This window comes from Methylobacterium sp. Gmos1, assembly GCF_053764715.1.
In genome coordinates this window covers 73,340-89,052 of sequence record NZ_JBSNCC010000022.1, presented here as the reverse complement: position 1 = coordinate 89,052, position 15,713 = coordinate 73,340, and the positions used below count along the sequence as shown (strand labels likewise).

General features: G+C 72.1%; 17 protein-coding genes, 1 tRNA gene and 1 other RNA gene. 8 read left to right on the top strand and 11 right to left on the bottom strand.

What is annotated here, in order from left to right; all coding sequences use genetic code 11:
- From ACS5PV_RS28125 to ACS5PV_RS28110, 4 genes are all read right to left on the bottom strand, one after another.
- A partial coding sequence (locus tag ACS5PV_RS28125; protein WP_455398628.1) for a hypothetical protein occupies window positions 1-914 on the bottom strand: 914 nt, incomplete at its 3' end.
- 96 nt (window positions 915-1,010) lie between these two features.
- Window positions 1,011-1,096, bottom strand: a tRNA-Leu gene (locus ACS5PV_RS28120).
- A gap of 79 nt (window positions 1,097-1,175) precedes the next feature.
- Window positions 1,176-2,393: an FAD-dependent oxidoreductase gene (locus ACS5PV_RS28115; protein WP_455398629.1), complete on the bottom strand. Its 1,218-nt coding sequence runs from the start codon at window positions 2,391-2,393 to the stop codon at window positions 1,176-1,178.
- Window positions 2,394-2,411: 18 nt separating this feature from the next.
- Window positions 2,412-2,669 carry a zinc-finger domain-containing protein gene (locus ACS5PV_RS28110; protein WP_093568862.1) on the bottom strand — a complete coding sequence of 86 codons (258 nt, stop codon included), beginning with the start codon at window positions 2,667-2,669 and terminating at the stop codon, window positions 2,412-2,414.
- 163 nt (window positions 2,670-2,832) lie between these two features.
- On the opposite strand from ACS5PV_RS28110, the gene ACS5PV_RS28105 reads away from it, so the two are divergent.
- The 3 genes from ACS5PV_RS28105 (at window position 2,833) to radC (ending at window position 4,821) form a co-directional block, all read left to right on the top strand.
- The gene (locus tag ACS5PV_RS28105; RefSeq protein ID WP_455398627.1) at window positions 2,833-3,144 is read left to right on the top strand and encodes a DUF456 family protein; all 312 of its coding nucleotides are present in this window, start codon (window positions 2,833-2,835) and stop codon (window positions 3,142-3,144) included.
- An 88-nt stretch (window positions 3,145-3,232) separates the two neighbouring features.
- Complete coding sequence (gene map / locus ACS5PV_RS28100; protein ID WP_455398626.1) at window positions 3,233-4,063, top strand: type I methionyl aminopeptidase; 831 nt, start codon at window positions 3,233-3,235, stop codon at window positions 4,061-4,063.
- A 20-nt stretch (window positions 4,064-4,083) separates the two neighbouring features.
- On the top strand, window positions 4,084-4,821 hold the full coding sequence (radC, locus tag ACS5PV_RS28095) for a RadC family protein (RefSeq protein WP_455398625.1): 738 nt from the start codon (window positions 4,084-4,086) through the stop codon (window positions 4,819-4,821).
- 4 nt (window positions 4,822-4,825) lie between these two features.
- Here radC and ACS5PV_RS28090 read toward each other — a convergent pair whose 3' ends face one another.
- The 5 genes from ACS5PV_RS28090 to ssrS form a co-directional block, all read right to left on the bottom strand.
- Entirely contained in the window at window positions 4,826-5,839 is a 1,014-nt protein-coding gene (locus tag ACS5PV_RS28090; protein WP_455398624.1) for a peptidoglycan -binding protein, read from the bottom strand.
- A gap of 19 nt (window positions 5,840-5,858) precedes the next feature.
- Window positions 5,859-6,896, bottom strand: a complete 1,038-nt coding sequence (locus ACS5PV_RS28085) for a MotA/TolQ/ExbB proton channel family protein (protein WP_455398623.1) — start codon at window positions 6,894-6,896, stop codon at window positions 5,859-5,861.
- A 147-nt stretch (window positions 6,897-7,043) separates the two neighbouring features.
- Window positions 7,044-7,865, bottom strand: a complete 822-nt coding sequence (locus ACS5PV_RS28080) for a TIGR00282 family metallophosphoesterase (RefSeq protein WP_455398622.1) — start codon at window positions 7,863-7,865, stop codon at window positions 7,044-7,046.
- A gap of 8 nt (window positions 7,866-7,873) precedes the next feature.
- The gene (locus ACS5PV_RS28075; RefSeq protein WP_455398621.1) at window positions 7,874-8,464 is read right to left on the bottom strand and encodes a 5-formyltetrahydrofolate cyclo-ligase; all 591 of its coding nucleotides are present in this window, start codon (window positions 8,462-8,464) and stop codon (window positions 7,874-7,876) included.
- A gap of 10 nt (window positions 8,465-8,474) precedes the next feature.
- Window positions 8,475-8,633, bottom strand: a non-coding RNA gene (gene ssrS, locus ACS5PV_RS28070) — 6S RNA.
- A gap of 605 nt (window positions 8,634-9,238) precedes the next feature.
- On the opposite strand from ssrS, the gene ACS5PV_RS28065 reads away from it, so the two are divergent.
- Window positions 9,239-9,658 carry an MAPEG family protein gene (locus tag ACS5PV_RS28065; protein WP_455398620.1) on the top strand — a complete coding sequence of 140 codons (420 nt, stop codon included), beginning with the start codon at window positions 9,239-9,241 and terminating at the stop codon, window positions 9,656-9,658.
- 125 nt (window positions 9,659-9,783) lie between these two features.
- Here ACS5PV_RS28065 and ACS5PV_RS28060 read toward each other — a convergent pair whose 3' ends face one another.
- Entirely contained in the window at window positions 9,784-9,972 is a 189-nt protein-coding gene (locus ACS5PV_RS28060; protein ID WP_093568853.1) for a hypothetical protein, read from the bottom strand.
- 126 nt (window positions 9,973-10,098) lie between these two features.
- Here ACS5PV_RS28060 and ACS5PV_RS28055 point away from each other — a divergent pair, with 126 nt between their 5' ends.
- From ACS5PV_RS28055 to ACS5PV_RS28045, 3 genes are all read left to right on the top strand, one after another.
- On the top strand, window positions 10,099-11,391 hold the full coding sequence (locus tag ACS5PV_RS28055) for an RsmB/NOP family class I SAM-dependent RNA methyltransferase (protein WP_455398619.1): 1,293 nt from the start codon (window positions 10,099-10,101) through the stop codon (window positions 11,389-11,391).
- Window positions 11,392-11,537: 146 nt separating this feature from the next.
- Window positions 11,538-12,554, top strand: coding sequence for an alpha/beta hydrolase (locus ACS5PV_RS28050; RefSeq protein ID WP_455398618.1), 1,017 nt, complete (start codon window positions 11,538-11,540; stop codon window positions 12,552-12,554).
- 106 nt (window positions 12,555-12,660) lie between these two features.
- Window positions 12,661-13,593, top strand: coding sequence for an alpha/beta fold hydrolase (locus tag ACS5PV_RS28045; protein ID WP_455398617.1), 933 nt, complete (start codon window positions 12,661-12,663; stop codon window positions 13,591-13,593).
- Window positions 13,594-13,690: 97 nt separating this feature from the next.
- On the opposite strand, the gene ACS5PV_RS28040 is transcribed toward ACS5PV_RS28045, so the two are convergent.
- Window positions 13,691-13,927: a hypothetical protein gene (locus ACS5PV_RS28040; RefSeq protein WP_455398616.1), complete on the bottom strand. Its 237-nt coding sequence runs from the start codon at window positions 13,925-13,927 to the stop codon at window positions 13,691-13,693.
- A gap of 139 nt (window positions 13,928-14,066) precedes the next feature.
- On the opposite strand from ACS5PV_RS28040, the gene guaA reads away from it, so the two are divergent.
- A complete protein-coding gene (guaA, locus tag ACS5PV_RS28035; RefSeq protein WP_455398615.1) occupies window positions 14,067-15,623 on the top strand; it encodes a glutamine-hydrolyzing GMP synthase in 1,557 nt (518 codons plus the stop codon).
- The last annotated feature ends 90 nt before the right edge of the window (window positions 15,624-15,713 follow it).

Here is a 15,713-nt window from a genome sequence, read left to right as displayed (position 1 = left end):
TCGCGCCGATCGGCAACGTCCCTCCCGCCGAGGCCGAAGCGCGCTATCATACCCACGTCGGCGACCAAGCCCTGGCCGCCTGAACCCAAGACAAACAGCCTCCGAAAAACCCGGAGCGGTTCAGTGATCGCCGCGATGTCACGTCCCTCGAAGAAGGCTTCCAGCCCCCTCATCACGGCGCGCCATCGGTTGATGGTGGCGTTCCCCGGCTTCCGTTCCTTCACCCACGCCTCGAACAGGGACCAAGGTGTCAGGCCGGCGCGCTTCTCCGGGGTCACTCGGCGGAACTCAGGGTGGCGGTCAACACGAGTATCAGGAGTGTAGTCGCCTTCTGACCCGCGCCGCAGGGTAGCCATGGCGTGGCCAAGCTCAGCGTCCACAAGGTCCAAGAACTTGGCTGTTGCTTCCTCAGTGAGCCTGATCCCCTGTTGTCCCAGGAAACTCGCCACTTGGCCGAGTTCAGTCACTACCTGCCGAACGTGACGGCGTGTTGCAGGGCTCTCCACTGTATCAGCGGCGTTCTCGTCGGGCTCTTCGACTTCGGTGCGGAACCGGCTGCGCGCTTCCGCTAGTGCGTCATACCGGTGGTCCCACTCCTCAGACGGCCACGGGTCCTGCTCATGCTTTGCGACGAACCAAGCATACCACTCCCCTGCCAGCCCGTGAGCCTCGCGGTGGGTCAGTCCTCGCCCTTCACCCCTCGCGGCTGCCCTCAGGGCCTCGATGCGACCCGTGACTGTCGCATCCCAGTCTCGTAGCTCGGCCTTCGCGGTCCCCACGGACAGGCTCTTGGGGTGCCTGAACCGCTCCTCCTGCGACACGCCGTGGGCTTGTTTGTACGCCTCGCGAACGTCTTTCGGGATGCCCTTGCGAGCGAACCAATCGCCGTTCGGAGCACGGCTCAGGGATGTCATCGGGATTGCCACTTTGTAGCGCCCTTTGTAGCGAGGGGCGCCTGAAATCATCACAGTGGCAGTATGTTACTGGCGATACTGACTATTTCAAGTCATTGGTGCGGACGGCGGGACTCGAACCCGCACGACCAGAGGTCGCAAGATTTTAAGTCTCGTGCGTCTACCGATTCCGCCACGTCCGCGAAGGGCTCTGCCCTGCCGGTCCGGGTTAGCCGGGGGCGGGGCGCAGATCAAGGCCTCGCGATCGGATCGCGAGAAAGCTTACACCGGCCCGAGCGGGCGCCAGCCGTAGAGCCAGGCGTAGCGCTCGGTCATCTGGGCCGGGCCGAGGCGGCCCATCACCGCGTCGCGGGCTGCGGCGATCAGGGGGCCGGCGTGGTAGACGCGGCCGTTGCGGCGGGCGTGGGCCTGGATGGTCGCCACCCGCTCGGCCCGGGCCTTGGCGTAGCGGGAGAGCGCCGCCGGCACCGGCTGGCCGGGGGCGAGGCAGGCGGCGAGGACCGCGGCGTCCTCGATCGCCAGCGCCGCGCCTTGCGCCAGGAACGGCAGCACCGGGTGGGCGGCGTCGCCCAGAAGCGCGATCCGGCCGCGGGCCATCGGGCGGGCCGCCGGCCGGTCGACCAGGGACCAGACGAGCCAGGATTCGGGCCGGGCGAGGAGACCGGCGAGGGGAGGGGCGGCGTCGGCGAAGGCGGCGCGCAGGCGGGCGGGCTCGCCGCGGGCGCCCCAATCCTCGTTGCCGGACTTGTCCGGCACCACCGCGACGAGGTTGAGCCGGCGCCCGCCATTGATCGGGTAATGCACCACGTGCCGGCCGGGGCCGAGCCACAGGCCGGTCTCGTCGGCGAGGAAATCGGGCGGCACGGCCTCGCGGGGAAGGGTGGCCCGCCAGGCGGCCTCGCCGCGGGGGCGCAAGGGCCGCCGGTCGAGGCCGGCGCGCAAGCCCGAGCGCACGCCGTCGGCCGCCACCACGAGGTCGACCTCCAGGGTCTCGCTGCGGCCGCCGTCGCTGGCGAGCGTCAGGGTGGCGCGGGCCGCGCTCTCCTGCACGGCGGTGACGGCTCGCCCGATCAGCAGGCGGATGCCGGGCCGGCCGCGGGCGGCCTCGAGCAGGATGGTCTGGAGGTCGGCCCGGTGCACCACCCAGTAGGGCGCGCCGAAGCGCTCGCGCATCGCCTCGCCGAGCGCGATCTCGCCGATGTCGCGGGCCGTAGCGAGCCCGCGGATGCGCACCCGGGCCGGCTCGCCGGCGACGCGGCGCAGGGGCAGGCCGAGGCCGAGATCGGTCAGGATCCGGCTGGCATTCGGCGAGAGCTGCAAGCCCGCCCCGACCTCGCTGAACGCGGTGCGGCGCTCGACGAGGGTCACGTCGTGTCCGCGGGCACTCAAGGCGAGGGCCGCCGTGAGCCCGCCGATGCCGGCCCCGACGATCGCGACGCGCAGGCCTGGCCGGTCCGGGACCGGACGGTTCCCCGGCAATTGGCTGGGGGCCAAGGTCTACTCGGCGGCGAGGCGGGCGCGGTCGTCCCAGACGCTCGAGGCCGGGTTCGCCGTGCCGGCCTTCAGGGACGGCTTGTAGCGATACAGGGTCGAGCAGTACTGGCAGATGATCTCGTGGTCGGCGCCCATGTCGAGGAAGACGTGGGGATGGTCGAACGGCGGCAGCGCGCCGATGCACATGAACTCCTTCGAGCCGACCTCGATCACCGGAACGCCGTCCTGGTTGTGGAAGTGCGGGACCGCCTTGTCTGCCATCGCCTCAGAGTTCCTGACTGCGCGGGGCCCGATGCGCCCCCGGATCTCGGTTTCTCCTAGCCCCTCGGGGCCGCCGCGCCTAGGGGTTCGAACGCCCGCCGCCGTTTGGTCACGGTCTTGCGACATCGGGGCGCCGCACTTGCATTAACCAAGAGGATCGCCCGTGACCCGCTTCCTGCCGAAGCTCGCCCTTCTCGCTGCCCTGACCCTGCTCGGCGCCCCCACGGCCCAGGCGCAGAGCCGCACCGTGGTCGGGGCCGGCGCCGGCGCGGTGGCGGGTGCCCTGGTCGCCGGACCGATCGGCGCGGTGGTGGGCGGGGTCGTCGGCGCCGCCTGGGGCGAATCGGGACGGCGCCCGCGCCGGGCCGCCCGCCGGGTGCGGCGCCAGCACGCAGCCCGCCCCGTCACGCGGATGGCGCAGCGCGTGCCCGCCGCCGCGCCGGCCCGGCCGCGGGCCTGGGTCGACCCGCGCTAGCGCCCCCTTCGTCCTTGGCTTCGGCTCCGGAAGCGCCTACACCGGAGCATCCGGTTTTTTCAGCGCCAGCGCATCTTTCGGGCCCCCGATGAGTCGTGACGAGCAGAGTGCGGTCAAGGACGGCCGCCGGCAGGAGCCGCCGATCCACGGCCCCGAGGCCTTCGAGGCGATGCGCAAGGCCGGCCGGCTGACCGCCGAGGCCCTCGACCTGCTGATGGAGGCGGTGGCGCCCGGCGTCACCACCGAGGCGCTCGACCGCCTCGCCTACACCTTCGCGATGGACCACGGCGCCTATCCCGCCTCGCTGCACTACCGCGGCTACCCGAAGTCGATCTGCACCTCGATCAACCACGTCGTCTGCCACGGCATCCCGAACGACAAGCCGCTGCGCGAGGGCGACATCGTCAACCTCGACATCTGCCTGATCGTCGACGGCTGGCACGGCGATTCGAGCCGCATGGCCTATGTCGGCGAGGTGCCGCGCAAGGCGGCGCGCCTGTGCGAGATCACCCACGAGGCGATGATGCGCGGCATCGCGGCGATCAAGCCCGGCGGCACCACCAACGACATCGGCGCGGCGATCCAGGCCTTTGCCGAAGGCGAGCGCTGCTCGGTGGTGCGCGACTTCTGCGGCCACGGCTTGGGGCGCACCTACCACGACGCGCCGACGATCCTGCACTACGTCGAGCCGAGCTACAGCGTCGCCCTGAAGCCCGGTCAGTTCTTCACCGTCGAGCCGATGATCAATCTCGGCCGCCCGGCGGTGAAGGTGCTCGCCGACGGCTGGACCGCGGTGACCCGCGACCGCTCGCTCTCGGCCCAGTTCGAGCACACGGTGGCGGTGACCGAGACCGGCGTCGAGATCTTCACCCTCTCGCCCAAGGGGCTGGACAAGCCGCACGATACCGCCGCCGCCTGACGGCCCGGTCCGGCTCGGCCATGACCCGCCCGCCCCGCAAGATCCCCGGTTTCGCCGAGGCCGGCGGTGCCGCGCCCGAGATCAAGGCGGAGGAGCCGCATTACCACGGCCACCGCGACCGCCTGCGCGCCCGTTTCGCGCAAGGCGACACGCTGCCGGATTACGAGTTCCTGGAGCTGGTGCTGTTTCGCGCCATCCCGCGCCGGGACGTGAAGCCGATCGCCAAGGCGCTGATCGCCCGCTTCGGCAGCTTCGCCGAGGTGATCAGCGCCTCGCCCGAGCGGCTGCTCGAGATCGACGGCATCGGGCCGTCGGTGGTCACCGACCTCAAGATCATGGAGGCGGCGGGGCGCCGGCTCGCCCGCGGCGCGGTGGCCGAGCGCACGCTGCTGTCGTCCTGGGCCGCGGTGATCGATTACTGCCGCGCCGCGATGGCGTTCGCGCAGCGAGAAGAGTTCCGGCTGCTCTTCCTCGACAAGCGCAACCGCCTGATCGCCGACGAGGTCCAGGGCCGCGGCACGGTCGACCACACGCCGGTCTATCCCCGCGAGGTGGTGCGCCGGGCGTTGGAGCTCTCCGCCACCGCGCTCATCCTGGTGCACAACCATCCGTCCGGCGACCCGACCCCGTCCCAGGCCGACATCAAGATGACCCGCGACATCGTCGCGGTGGCAGGGCCCCTCGGCATCGTGGTCCACGACCACATCATCGTCGGCCGCGACGGGCATGCGAGCTTCCGCGGGCTGAAGCTGATCTGAGCCCCTACCGCTCCGTCAGCTTCATCTCGATGCGCCGGTTGCGGGCATAGGCCTCCTCGCTCGTCCCGGCATCGAGGGGCTGGAACTCGCCGAAGGCGCCGGCGAGCAGGCGCTGGGGCGGGATGCCCTTTCCGACGAGGTACTGCACCACCGCGATGGCGCGCGCCGCCGACAGCGCCCAGTTCGACGGGAATTGCGACGAGGCGATCGGGCGCGCGTCGGTGTGGCCGTCGACCCGCAGCACCCACGGGATGTCGGTCGGGATCTGGCGGTTGAGCTCCAGGATCGCGCCGGCGATCCGGTCGATCTCCGGGCCGGCCTCGGGCTTCAGCACCGCCTGGCCGGCGGAGAACAGCACCTCGGATTGCAGCACGAAGCGGTCGCCGACGATGCGGATGTCGGGGCGGTTGCCGAGGATCTGGCGCAGGCGCCCGAAGAAGTCCGAGCGGTAGCGCGCCAGTTCCTGCACCCTCTGGGCCAGCGCCACGTTGAGGCGGCTGCCGAGATCGGCGATGCGGGCCTGGCTCTCGCGGTCGCGGGTCTCGGAGGCCGCGAGCGCGTCCTCCAGCGCCGCGAGCTGCTGGCGCATCGCCGAGATCTGCTGGTTGAGGAGGTCGACCTGGCTCAAGGCGCGGGAGGTCGCGCCCTTCTCGGCGTCGAGCTGGCGGCCGAGCTCGGCGGCCTTGCCTTCCGCGCCCTGGCCGGTGGCGAGGAGCCCTTGCAGCCGCTTGCGCTCGGCCTCGGAGCCGGAGAGGTTCGCCCGCAATCCGGCGGCGGTCTCCTCCAGCGCGCGCTTGCCCGAACGCTCCAGGGCGAGCAGGTCGGTGAGTTCCGAGATCTGGCGGTTCAGCCGCTCCAGCACCGTGTCGCGGCCCGACAGTTCCTGCGACAGGAAGAACTGGCCGGTGACGAAGATCGTCAGCAGGAAGACGACCGAGAGCAGCAGCGTCGTCAGCGCGTCGACGTAGCCGGGCCAGACATTGAGGGCGCGGTCGCGCCGGACGAGGCGGCCGGCCATCAGCGAAAGATCTCCGGCCTCACTCCACCTTCTCCCGGGCGAGGCGGTCGAGCACCTGCTTCAGCTCGCGCTCACGGGTCGCCTGCGCCTCGACCCAGTCGCGGATCATCTGCTGCTCGGCGCGCATGTGCTGGACGAGGCCCTGGATGCCCTCGGCGAGGTTCGCCATCGCCTGGGTGCTGGCCCGGCCGTGGGTGGTGGTGTCGCCCACGAGGGTGCCGAGCCGCGTCATCGCGTCGGCGATGTCACGCAGCACCGCGTCGTCCCTCGCGGGCTCGGGCGGGCGCGGCGCCGTCGCGCCAAGCGCCGCTGCCGCCGGCACCGTGACGGGGACCGGCACCGGGGCGGGGGCGGGCCCCGCGGCGGTGACGAGCCAGTCCTCCAACTCGTTGTAGAACCGGGTGTGGGCCTGCCCCGCCTGGAGGTCGAGGAAGCCGATCACCAGGGAGCCGGCGAGGCCGAACAGCGAGGCCGAGAAGGCGAGGCCGATGCCCGACAGCGGCACCGCGAGGCCGCTCTTCAGCTCGTCGAACATCACCGCCGCGTCGCCGCCGCCGGCGCGCATCGAGCGGATCACCCCGCCGACCGCCGAGAGCGTGTCGATCAGGCCCCAGAACGTGCCGAGCAACCCGAGCAGGATCAAGAGGCCGCCGACGTAGCGCAGGATCTCGCGGCCCTCGTCGAGGCGCGAGGCGACGGTGTCGAGGAGCGGCTGGAACTGGCCTTGCGGCTGCGGCCGGCCGGCGCGCGCCTCGCGCAAGGCCGGCGCCAGGGCGGAGAGCACCCGCGGGGTGCCGGGATCGGGCGCGCCGGTGGCGGTGCGGTTGGCGAAGCGCACCTCGCGGAAGAGGCGCTGCACCTGCCCGAAGGCCATGATGATGGCGATCAGCGTCGCGCCGAGGATCAGGCCGTTGAGGCCCGGATTGGCCATGAAGGCCGGCACGATCTGGCGATAGAGCACGAAGGCCAGGAAGCCGGCCAGCGTCAGGAACACCGCCATGCGGACGAGGTAGATCCGCGGCGATGTCAGGGGAGGGGACGCAGCGCTCGCCGCCATCGCGGGCCGTACTCACTGTCGCGGGCGAGGGATCGTCCGCAGGCTGCACTGGTCGGCCCCGACGAAACGACGTCACCGGAAGCCGACGGCACTGTGCCGGGTGCCGCCGGGTCGATCAACCCGGAGCAGTACGGGGGTGCGCGGGATTCAGTCCCAGTGTTGCGGCCAGGTTTCCTCGAGATGGGGCCCGAGGCGCACCGGGCTCACCCGGCGGGCGAGGCCGGTGGCGTCGTCGGTCTCGACCGCCAGACCGCACAGGGTGCCCTCGCCGGTGGCGGCTTCGAGCCGGCTGCCCGGGGTCTTCTGCAGGAAGCGGCGCACCGGCTCGTCCTTCTGCATGCCGAGCACCGAATCGTAGTCGCCGCACATGCCGACATCCGACATGTAGGCGGTGCCGCCGGGCAGGATGCGGTGGTCGGCGGTCGGCACGTGGGTGTGGGTGCCGACGACGAGGCTCGCCCGGCCGTCGAGGAACCAGCCGAAGGCCTCCTTCTCGCTCGTCGCCTCGGCGTGCACGTCGACGATCACCGCGTCGGCGGCGTCGCGCAACGGGCAGGCCGACAACTCGCGCTCGGCCGCCGCGAAGGGATCGTCGAGGGGATCGAGGAAGATCCGCCCCATCACGTTGACGACGAGGACCCTGGCGCCGCTCGGCGTCTCGACCACCGTGGCGCCGCGGCCCGGGGTGCCGGGCGGGTAGTTCGCCGGGCGCACCAGCCGCGGCTGGCGGGCGATGAACACCAGCGCCTCGCGCTGGTCGAAGGAGTGGTTGCCGAGCGTCACCGCGTCGGCGCCGGCATTGATCAGCTCGTCGCAGATGCTCTCGGTGATGCCGAAGCCGCCGGCGGCGTTCTCGCCGTTGATCACCACGCAATCGAGGCGCCAGCGCTCGCGCAAGGACGGCAGGCGCTCGCTCACCGCGAGGCGGCCGGGCCGGCCGACGACGTCGCCGAGGAAGAGGAGGCGCATGGCGGGATTCAGTCTCCGGTGGGGTGGATGAGGCCCGCCTCGGTCACGATGCCGTCGAGGGCGCGGTCGTGCGGGCCGGCCGGCACGAAGGGGGTCTCCTGGGCCGAGAAGGCGATGCCGAGGGCGAAGACGCGCCCCGTCGCGTCGAGGCGGGCGAGCGCCCGGTCGTAGTAGCCCTTGCCGTAGCCGATGCGGTGGCCGCGCCGGTCGAAGGCGGCGAGCGGCACGAGGAGCACGCGGGGTTCGACGACGGGAGAATCCGGCCCGGGCTCGCTCAGGCCGAAGCCGCCGGGGCTGAGCACCGCGCCTTCGGCGGCGCGGCGGAAGACCAGCCCGCCGGGCGTGACCTGCGGCAGGGCCACCGCCTGGCCGCGGGCCCGCAGGCCCTCGATCAGCGGACGGACGTCGACCTCGCTGCGGATCGGCCAGTAGGCCGCCACCAGCGGAGCGTTCGCGATCTCCGGGAGGGAGAGGATTGTCTCGGTGATGCGGCGGGAGGCCTGTTCGCGGGCCTCGACCGCCAGCCCGTCCCGCCGCGCCAGGGCTGCCTTGCGCAAGGCGGCCTTGTCCGGGGAGGCGGGGGAAACGTCGGTCGTCATCACAGTCCAGCGCGGAGCCACGAGAGCCGTTGGAGAATCGATCCCGGGAAACCTACGAAGTAGGTGGGCGCCGTAATGCCCCGGTCCACGGACCAGGGCAGTGACAGCTCCCGAGGGAGTCGATAAGGCCCCGGGGATATGTGTCTCCTGACGAGAACCGCAGCCCCGCCGACCTCATGTAGCGTCGCGCGGGCGGTTGCGAAAGGGGGCAGGCGGGGGATTTGGGGCGGGGGCAATTGGGGAATCGGGTGCGAGGGCCGAGAGGATGAACCCTCCCCCTCTACGCCTGCGTGTTCATACATCGCGGGTTCGGGAGCGTCTTCCTTTGGAAATCGCGCGCCTCTCCTCCCCCTTGTGGGGAGGAGCTGGAGGTGGGGGTGGTGCAGGATTGAGCGCCGAGCTTCACGCGGCACCACCCCCACCCCCTGCCCCTCCCCACAAGGGGGAGGGGAAGCGCCCGCCTTTACAAGGAGTTAGCTCTTGGAAGAGACACGTGAATCCGCCAGCCCCCTCTGCGGGGCGGGAGAGGGGAACCACGCTTCTGGATATGGCGGGGTCGTTCTGCCGGGCTCTCCCTGGATCAGCGTCGCGCTGCCCCTCTCCCGACCTGCTCCGCAGGCCACCCTCCCCCGCAGAGGGGGGAGGGTCATGCTCTCGGCCGTCGCTCACGTACCGCGCAATCTGTTGTATCGTGTGACGTAGTCTATATCTCTTAATTCAAAGCGAGAGCAAGTTTTTTACTTGGTAAAGTCGTAACGAGATTCATAGGACCCCATGACCCCTAAAGCCATCCTCGCCCCCGTCTTCGTCCAGGTCCTGCTGACCTTCGGCCTGCTGCTCTGGACCGGGCGGGTCCGCTTCGCCGCCGCACGGGCGGGGCAGGTCAGGCTCAAGGACATCTCGCTCGGTGAGCGCAGCTGGCCCGCCCCGGTGCAGCAGGTCTCGAACGCCTTCGGCAACCAGTTCGAGCTGCCGGTGCTGTTCTACGTCGTGACTGGGCTCGCGCTGGCGACGGCCCAGGCCGACGCCCTGTTCGTCGGCCTCGCCTGGCTGTTCGTGCTGACCCGGCTCGTCCACGCGGGGATCTACGCCACCAGCAACGTGGTGATCCGGCGCTTCCAGGCCTTCCTCGCCGGGGCGATCGTCCTGATGGCGATGTGGCTGGTCTTGGCCGGGCGGATCCTCCTCGCCTGAAGGCGGCGGCTCGCCATCCCGGTGCGAGGAGGGTAAGGGGGCCTCAGTGCACCTCATAAAACTCCCGGTCACTGGCGTCGCTCGATGGGGCGTCGCAAGCGCAGCGGGAGTTTCGTGAGAGACACTCAGTAGCGCGGGGCCCGCGGCGGCGGGTTGCCGTATTCGAGCTGCGTCTTGGCGTCGTAGGGCCGGGGCGGCGGCGGGGTGAGGTCGACGGCGGGCGCCGCCGGGGCGGTGGCGCAGGCGCCGGCCGCCAGCGCGATCAGGCCGGCGAGACTCACGGCGAGGGCGGACGGGATGGAACGACGGATCATGGGTGCGGAACTCCGGCTCTGCGCGGGGAACGGCCAAGGTGTCGGGTCGCCCGGAGCCGAAAGCTTGACCGGGATGCGCCGGTCCCGCGGCACGAACCAGGCCTTTTCACGATCGCTGGTTGCGCGATGACCCCCGGCGCCCGCCTCTCCGCCGCTATCGAGGTCCTGGCCGACATCGCCGAGCGCCGCCGCCCGGTGGCCGACGCCCTGAAGGATTGGGGCCTCGCCCACCGCTTCGCCGGCTCCGGCGACCGCGCCACCATCGCCACCCTGGTCTACGACGCCTTGCGCCGGCGCGCCTCCGCCGCCTGGATCATGGGCGAGGACAGCCCGCGCGCCGTGCTGATCGGCTCGCTGCGCCTCCAGCGTGGGCTGGCCGCGCAGACGATCGCGGAGCTGTTCACCGGCGAGCGCTTCGCCCCGGCGCCGCTGACCGAGGCCGAGCGGGCCCGGCTCGAGACCGGGACGCTGGGCCACGCCCCGGTCCACGTCGCCGGCGACGTGCCCGAATGGGTGGTGCCCTCGCTGGCGGCCGCGCTCGGCGACGACCTCCTGCCCGAATTGCGCGCGCTCGCCCGGCGCGCGCCCCTCGACATCCGGGTCAACGCCCTGAAGGCGACCCGCGACGGCACGGCCGAGGCGCTCGCCCACCTCTCGCCCGAGCCGACGCCGCTCTCGCCCGACGGCCTGCGGGTGCCGCTCGGCGAGGACGGGCGCGGCCCGGCGCTCCACGTCGAGCCGGAATTCCTGGACGGCTGGTTCGAGATCCAGGACGAGGGCTCGCAGCTCGCCGCCCGCCTCTCCGGCGCGCGGCCCGGCATGACCGTCATCGACCTCTGCGCCGGCGGCGGCGGCAAGACCCTGGCGCTGGCCGCCCTGATGGGCAACCAGGGCCGGCTGATCGCCAGCGACGGCGATCCGCGGCGCCTCGCGCCGATCCACGAGCGCCTGCGCCGGGCGGGCGCCAACGCCGAGGTGCGCACGCCCCGCGGCGGCAAGGGCCGCCCCGACGTGCTGACCGACCTCGACGGCACCGCCGACCTCGTCCTCGTCGATGCGCCCTGCACCGGCTCGGGCACCTGGCGGCGCAACCCGGACGCCAAGTGGCGCCTGCGCCCCGGCAGCCTCGCCACCCGGGTGGCGGAGCAGGAGGCCGTGCTCGACCGCGCCGCGCGGCTGGTGCGGCCGGGCGGGCGCCTGGTCTACGTCACCTGCTCGCTCCTGCCGGAGGAGAACGACGCGGCGGTGGCCGGGCTCGCCGGCCGGCGCGACGACCTGGAGCCCCGTCCCCTCGACCTGCCGCCCGAGATCGAGCCCAAGGTGCGGCGCACCGCCCACGGCATCCAGATGAGCCCTGAGCGGACCGGCACCGACGGCTTCTACGTCGCGCTGCTGGAGCGCGGGACCGCCCCTCCGTAGGGGAAGCGCGGCGCGTCGTCCTGACGTGACGGTACTTTTCTGCCGTGCATCTGCGGCGGCTTGGCTTATGCAGGCGAGGGGGGATGTCCCGCGGCCGGCGCGCCCCGGGATCCCGTCGAGGTCTTCGAGAGTATCGGACGGTCGGCATGGCGCTGCATCGCAGGACGTTGCTTACGGGAGCGGCCGCCCTCGCCCTCGCGCCGGCCGCCCGCGCGCAGGAGACACCGATGAGCCAGGAGGAGACACCTCAAGCCAGGCCCCAGGGCCACGACGCGCCGTCGGGCACCGCCCCCGGCGCCGCCCTGGAGGTGATGCGGCTCTGGCCCGGCAGGCCGCCGGGGGGCGGGGGACCCGGGCCCGACGGCCCGCGCTTCGACGAGAGCCGCGAGGGCGTCGTCACCGGCGTCGCCGAGCCCTGCCTGCTGGTGATGCGCCCGGCGCGCTCGACCGGGACCGCGATGGTGATCGCCGCCGGCGGCGGCTACCGCCGCATCGATCTCGGCCACGAGGCGGTGCCGGTGGGGCGCTGGCTCAACACGATGGGGGTCACCGCCTTCGCGCTGGTCTACCGCCTGCCGGGCGAGGGCTGGGCGGCGGGCGCCGACGCGCCGATCCAGGACGCCCAGCGGGCCTTGCGCCTGGTGCGCGCCCGGGCCCGGCGCTACGGCTACGAGCCGAACCGGATCGGCGTGATGGGGTTCTCCGCCGGCGGCCACCTGATGGGGGCGGCGAGCACCCGCTTCGCCTCGCCCCTCTACCAGCCGGTCGACGAGGACGACGCGCTCTCGGCCCGGCCCGACGTCGCGGCGCTGATCTACCCGGTCATCACCCTGAAACCCCCGTTCGACCGCACCTCGAGCCGCCGCGTCCTCGTCGGCGAGACCCCGACCCGCGTCGCCACCGACGCCTACTCGGTCGAGACCCACGTGCCACCGGAGACCCCGCCGACCTTCCTGGCGCAGGCCGCCGACGACCCGATCGCGGTCGTCGACAATTCGCTCCTGATGTTCGCCGCGCTCCGGGCCGTCGAGGTGCCGGTGGAGATGCACCTGTTCGAGCGCGGCGGCCACGGCTTCAATCTCGGCGTGCCGGGCTCGCCGGCGGCGGCCTGGCCGGGCCTGTTCGCGACCTGGGCCAGGCGGCGGGGCTTCATCCGGGCGTGAGAGACCGGATTTTCGAATAGGCGCGACCAATGCACGGTCGATCTGCCATACTCGATTTTCCAATCCCGATTGACACGGCCTCCGGCCCGCCCCCATCATCCCGCCCGTGACCGACCTGCCCCCCGATCCGAACCTCACCGCCCCGCTCGCCCACCTCCAGGGCGAGTCCCCGCCGGCTCCCGCGTGGTTCCGGGACGCGGTCGCGGTCGCGCCCGAGGTCGGGCGCCTCACCGTGAAGGGCGCCCGCATCGAGACCTTCGCCTGGGGCGAGCGCGGCCGGCCGGGGCTGATGCTGCTGCACGGCAACGGGGCGCATGCGGGCTGGTGGCGCTTCGTCGCGCCCTATCTCGCGGAAGGGTACCGGGTCGCGGCCCTGTCCTGGTCCGGCATGGGCGGCTCGGACTGGCGCGACGCTTACGACCTCGACACCTTCGCCGACGAGACCGAGGCGGTGGCCGAGGAGGCGGGCCTGTCCGACGCCGGGGCGCCCGTGATGGTCGGGCACTCCTTCGGCTGCTTCCCGATGCTGACCGGGGCCGGACGCGAGGCGGGCCGCTGGCGCGGCGCCGTGATCGTCGATCCGCCGATCTTCTCGCCCGAGCGCCGCACCGGGCGGCGGCGCGAGGACGGGCGCTTCGCGCCCCACCGGGTCTACCGGACCCTGGAGGAGGCGCTGGCGCGGTTCCGCTTCGCGCCGATGCAGCCCTGCGACCGGCTCTACGTCGCCGACCTCATCGCGCGGGAATCGCTGCGGGAGGTCGATGGCGGCTGGAGCTGGCGCTTCGACCCCTCGCTCTGGGCCCGCCTCTCGCTGCCGGACCGGGCCGCGATGGTGCGGGGCGCCCGCTGCCCGCTGGCGCTCGTCACCGGCGCCCGCTCGGACCTGATGCGGCCGGCGGATGCGGCCTACGTCCAGGGCCTGCTGCCGCCGGGCTCGCCGAGGATCGACCTGCCGGAGGCCTATCACCACGTGATGGTCGACCAGCCGCTCGCCTTCGTGGCCGCCCTGCGGGCGCTGCTGGCGGCTTGGCCTCACTAGCAAGCCTGGCCTCACCAGCAAGCAAGAAAGGGCGGCCCCGCCCGGGGCCGCCCTCTCGAATCACGTCGGACGCGGCTTGCCGCTCAGAACTTGCCGCTCAGAAGCAGCGGCGCACCTTGCGCACCACCACCCGGCCGAAGGGCCCGCGGGTGCGGGTCACCTGGACCGTGCAGCGCGGGCCGCGGCGGACCACCCGGCGGGTGACGTACTGCGCCTGCTCGATCGAGGCGACGGGCGCGACGCTGTGGCCGGGGGCGACCGGCAGGGCCGAGGCCGGCGCGAGGCTAAGGCCCGTGGCGAGGGTGGCGGCGATCCCGAGGACGATGGCTCGCATGGCGAGGCTCCCTGTCTGGTGGGTTGGGGGTGCCTCGATCGCCGCTGGCGTATGAACGTCCGGTTAATGCCGTGGACGCACCAGGGTACGCTCCGCGACGCGTTGCGCGCGGGCCGGCCCTCGGCTAACTCATCGTCGCATGACGACCGAGCACGACAAGATCCTCATCATCGATTTCGGCAGCCAGGTGACCCAGCTCATCGCCCGGAGGGTGCGTGAGGAGGGGGTCTACTCCGAGATCGTCCCGTTCCAGGCGGCCGAGGCGGCCTTCGCGGCGATGAAGCCCAAGGCAGTGATCCTGTCGGGCGGACCGGAATCGGTCACGGTCGAGACCTCGCCGCGGGCGCCGCAAGCCGTGTTCGAGGCCGGGGTGCCGGTGCTCGGCATCTGCTACGGCGAGCAGACCATGGCGGCGCAGCTCGGCGGCGAGGTCGAGGGCGGGCATCACGCCGAGTTCGGCCGGGCCGAGGTCGAGATCATCGCCGACAGCGCGCTGTTCCGCGGCGTCTGGCACGTCGGCGAGAAGTATCCCGTCTGGATGAGCCACGGCGACCGGGTGACGAAGCTCCCCGACGGCTTCACCACCGTGGCGATCTCCCCCAACGCCCCGTTCGCGGCGGTGGCGGACGAGGCGCGCCAGTTCTACGCGGTGCAGTTCCACCCCGAGGTGGCCCACACCCCGCACGGCGCGCTGCTCATCCGCAACTTCGTGCGCGACATCGCCGGCTGCACCGGCGACTGGTCGATGGCCGCCTTCCGCGAGGAGGCGATCGAGCGCATCCGCGCCCAGGTCGGCGGCGCGAAGGTGCTGTGCGGCCTCTCGGGCGGCGTCGATTCGGCGGTGGCCGCCGTGCTGATCCACGAGGCGATCGGCGAGCAGCTGACCTGCGTCTTCGTCGACCACGGCCTGCTGCGCCAGGGCGAGGCCGAGGAGGTGGTGCGGCTCTTTCGCGACCACTACAACATCCCCCTCGTCCACGTGGAGGCCTCCGACCTGTTCCTCGGCGAGCTCGCCGGGGTCACCGACCCGGAGGTCAAGCGCAAGACGATTGGCCGCCTGTTCATCGACGTGTTCGAGGCCGAGGCGAAGAAGATCGGCGGCGCCGACTTCCTGGCGCAAGGCACGCTCTACCCCGACGTGATCGAGAGCGTGTCGTTCACCGGCGGTCCCTCGGTGACGATCAAGAGCCACCACAATGTCGGCGGCCTGCCCGCCCGCATGAACATGAAGCTCGTTGAGCCCCTGCGCGAGCTGTTCAAGGACGAGGTGCGGGTGCTCGGCCGCGAGCTCGGCCTGCCCGAGGCCTTCGTCGGCCGCCACCCCTTCCCGGGCCCGGGCCTCGCCATCCGCTGCCCCGGCGAGATCACGGGCGAGAAGCTCGACGCGCTGCGCAAGGCCGACGCGATCTACCTGGAAGAAATCCGCAAGGCCGGGCTCTACGACACGATCTGGCAGGCCTTCGCGGTGATCCTGCCGGTCAAGACGGTGGGCGTGATGGGCGACGGGCGCACCTACGACCACGTCTGCGCGTTGCGCGCCGTCACCTCGGTCGACGGCATGACCGCCGACTTCTACCCCTTCGACATGGCGTTCCTCGGCCGGGTCGCGACCCGGATCATCAACGAGGTCAAGGGCATCAACCGGGTGACCTACGACATCACCTCCAAGCCCCCCGGCACGATCGAGTGGGAGTGAGGAGCGGCAGGCCCCGCGCCGATACGGCCGTGGGGCATAAGCCGAGAGTGCGACTCAACCTCCGGCCGCAAATCGCTTAGCCTGCCGCCT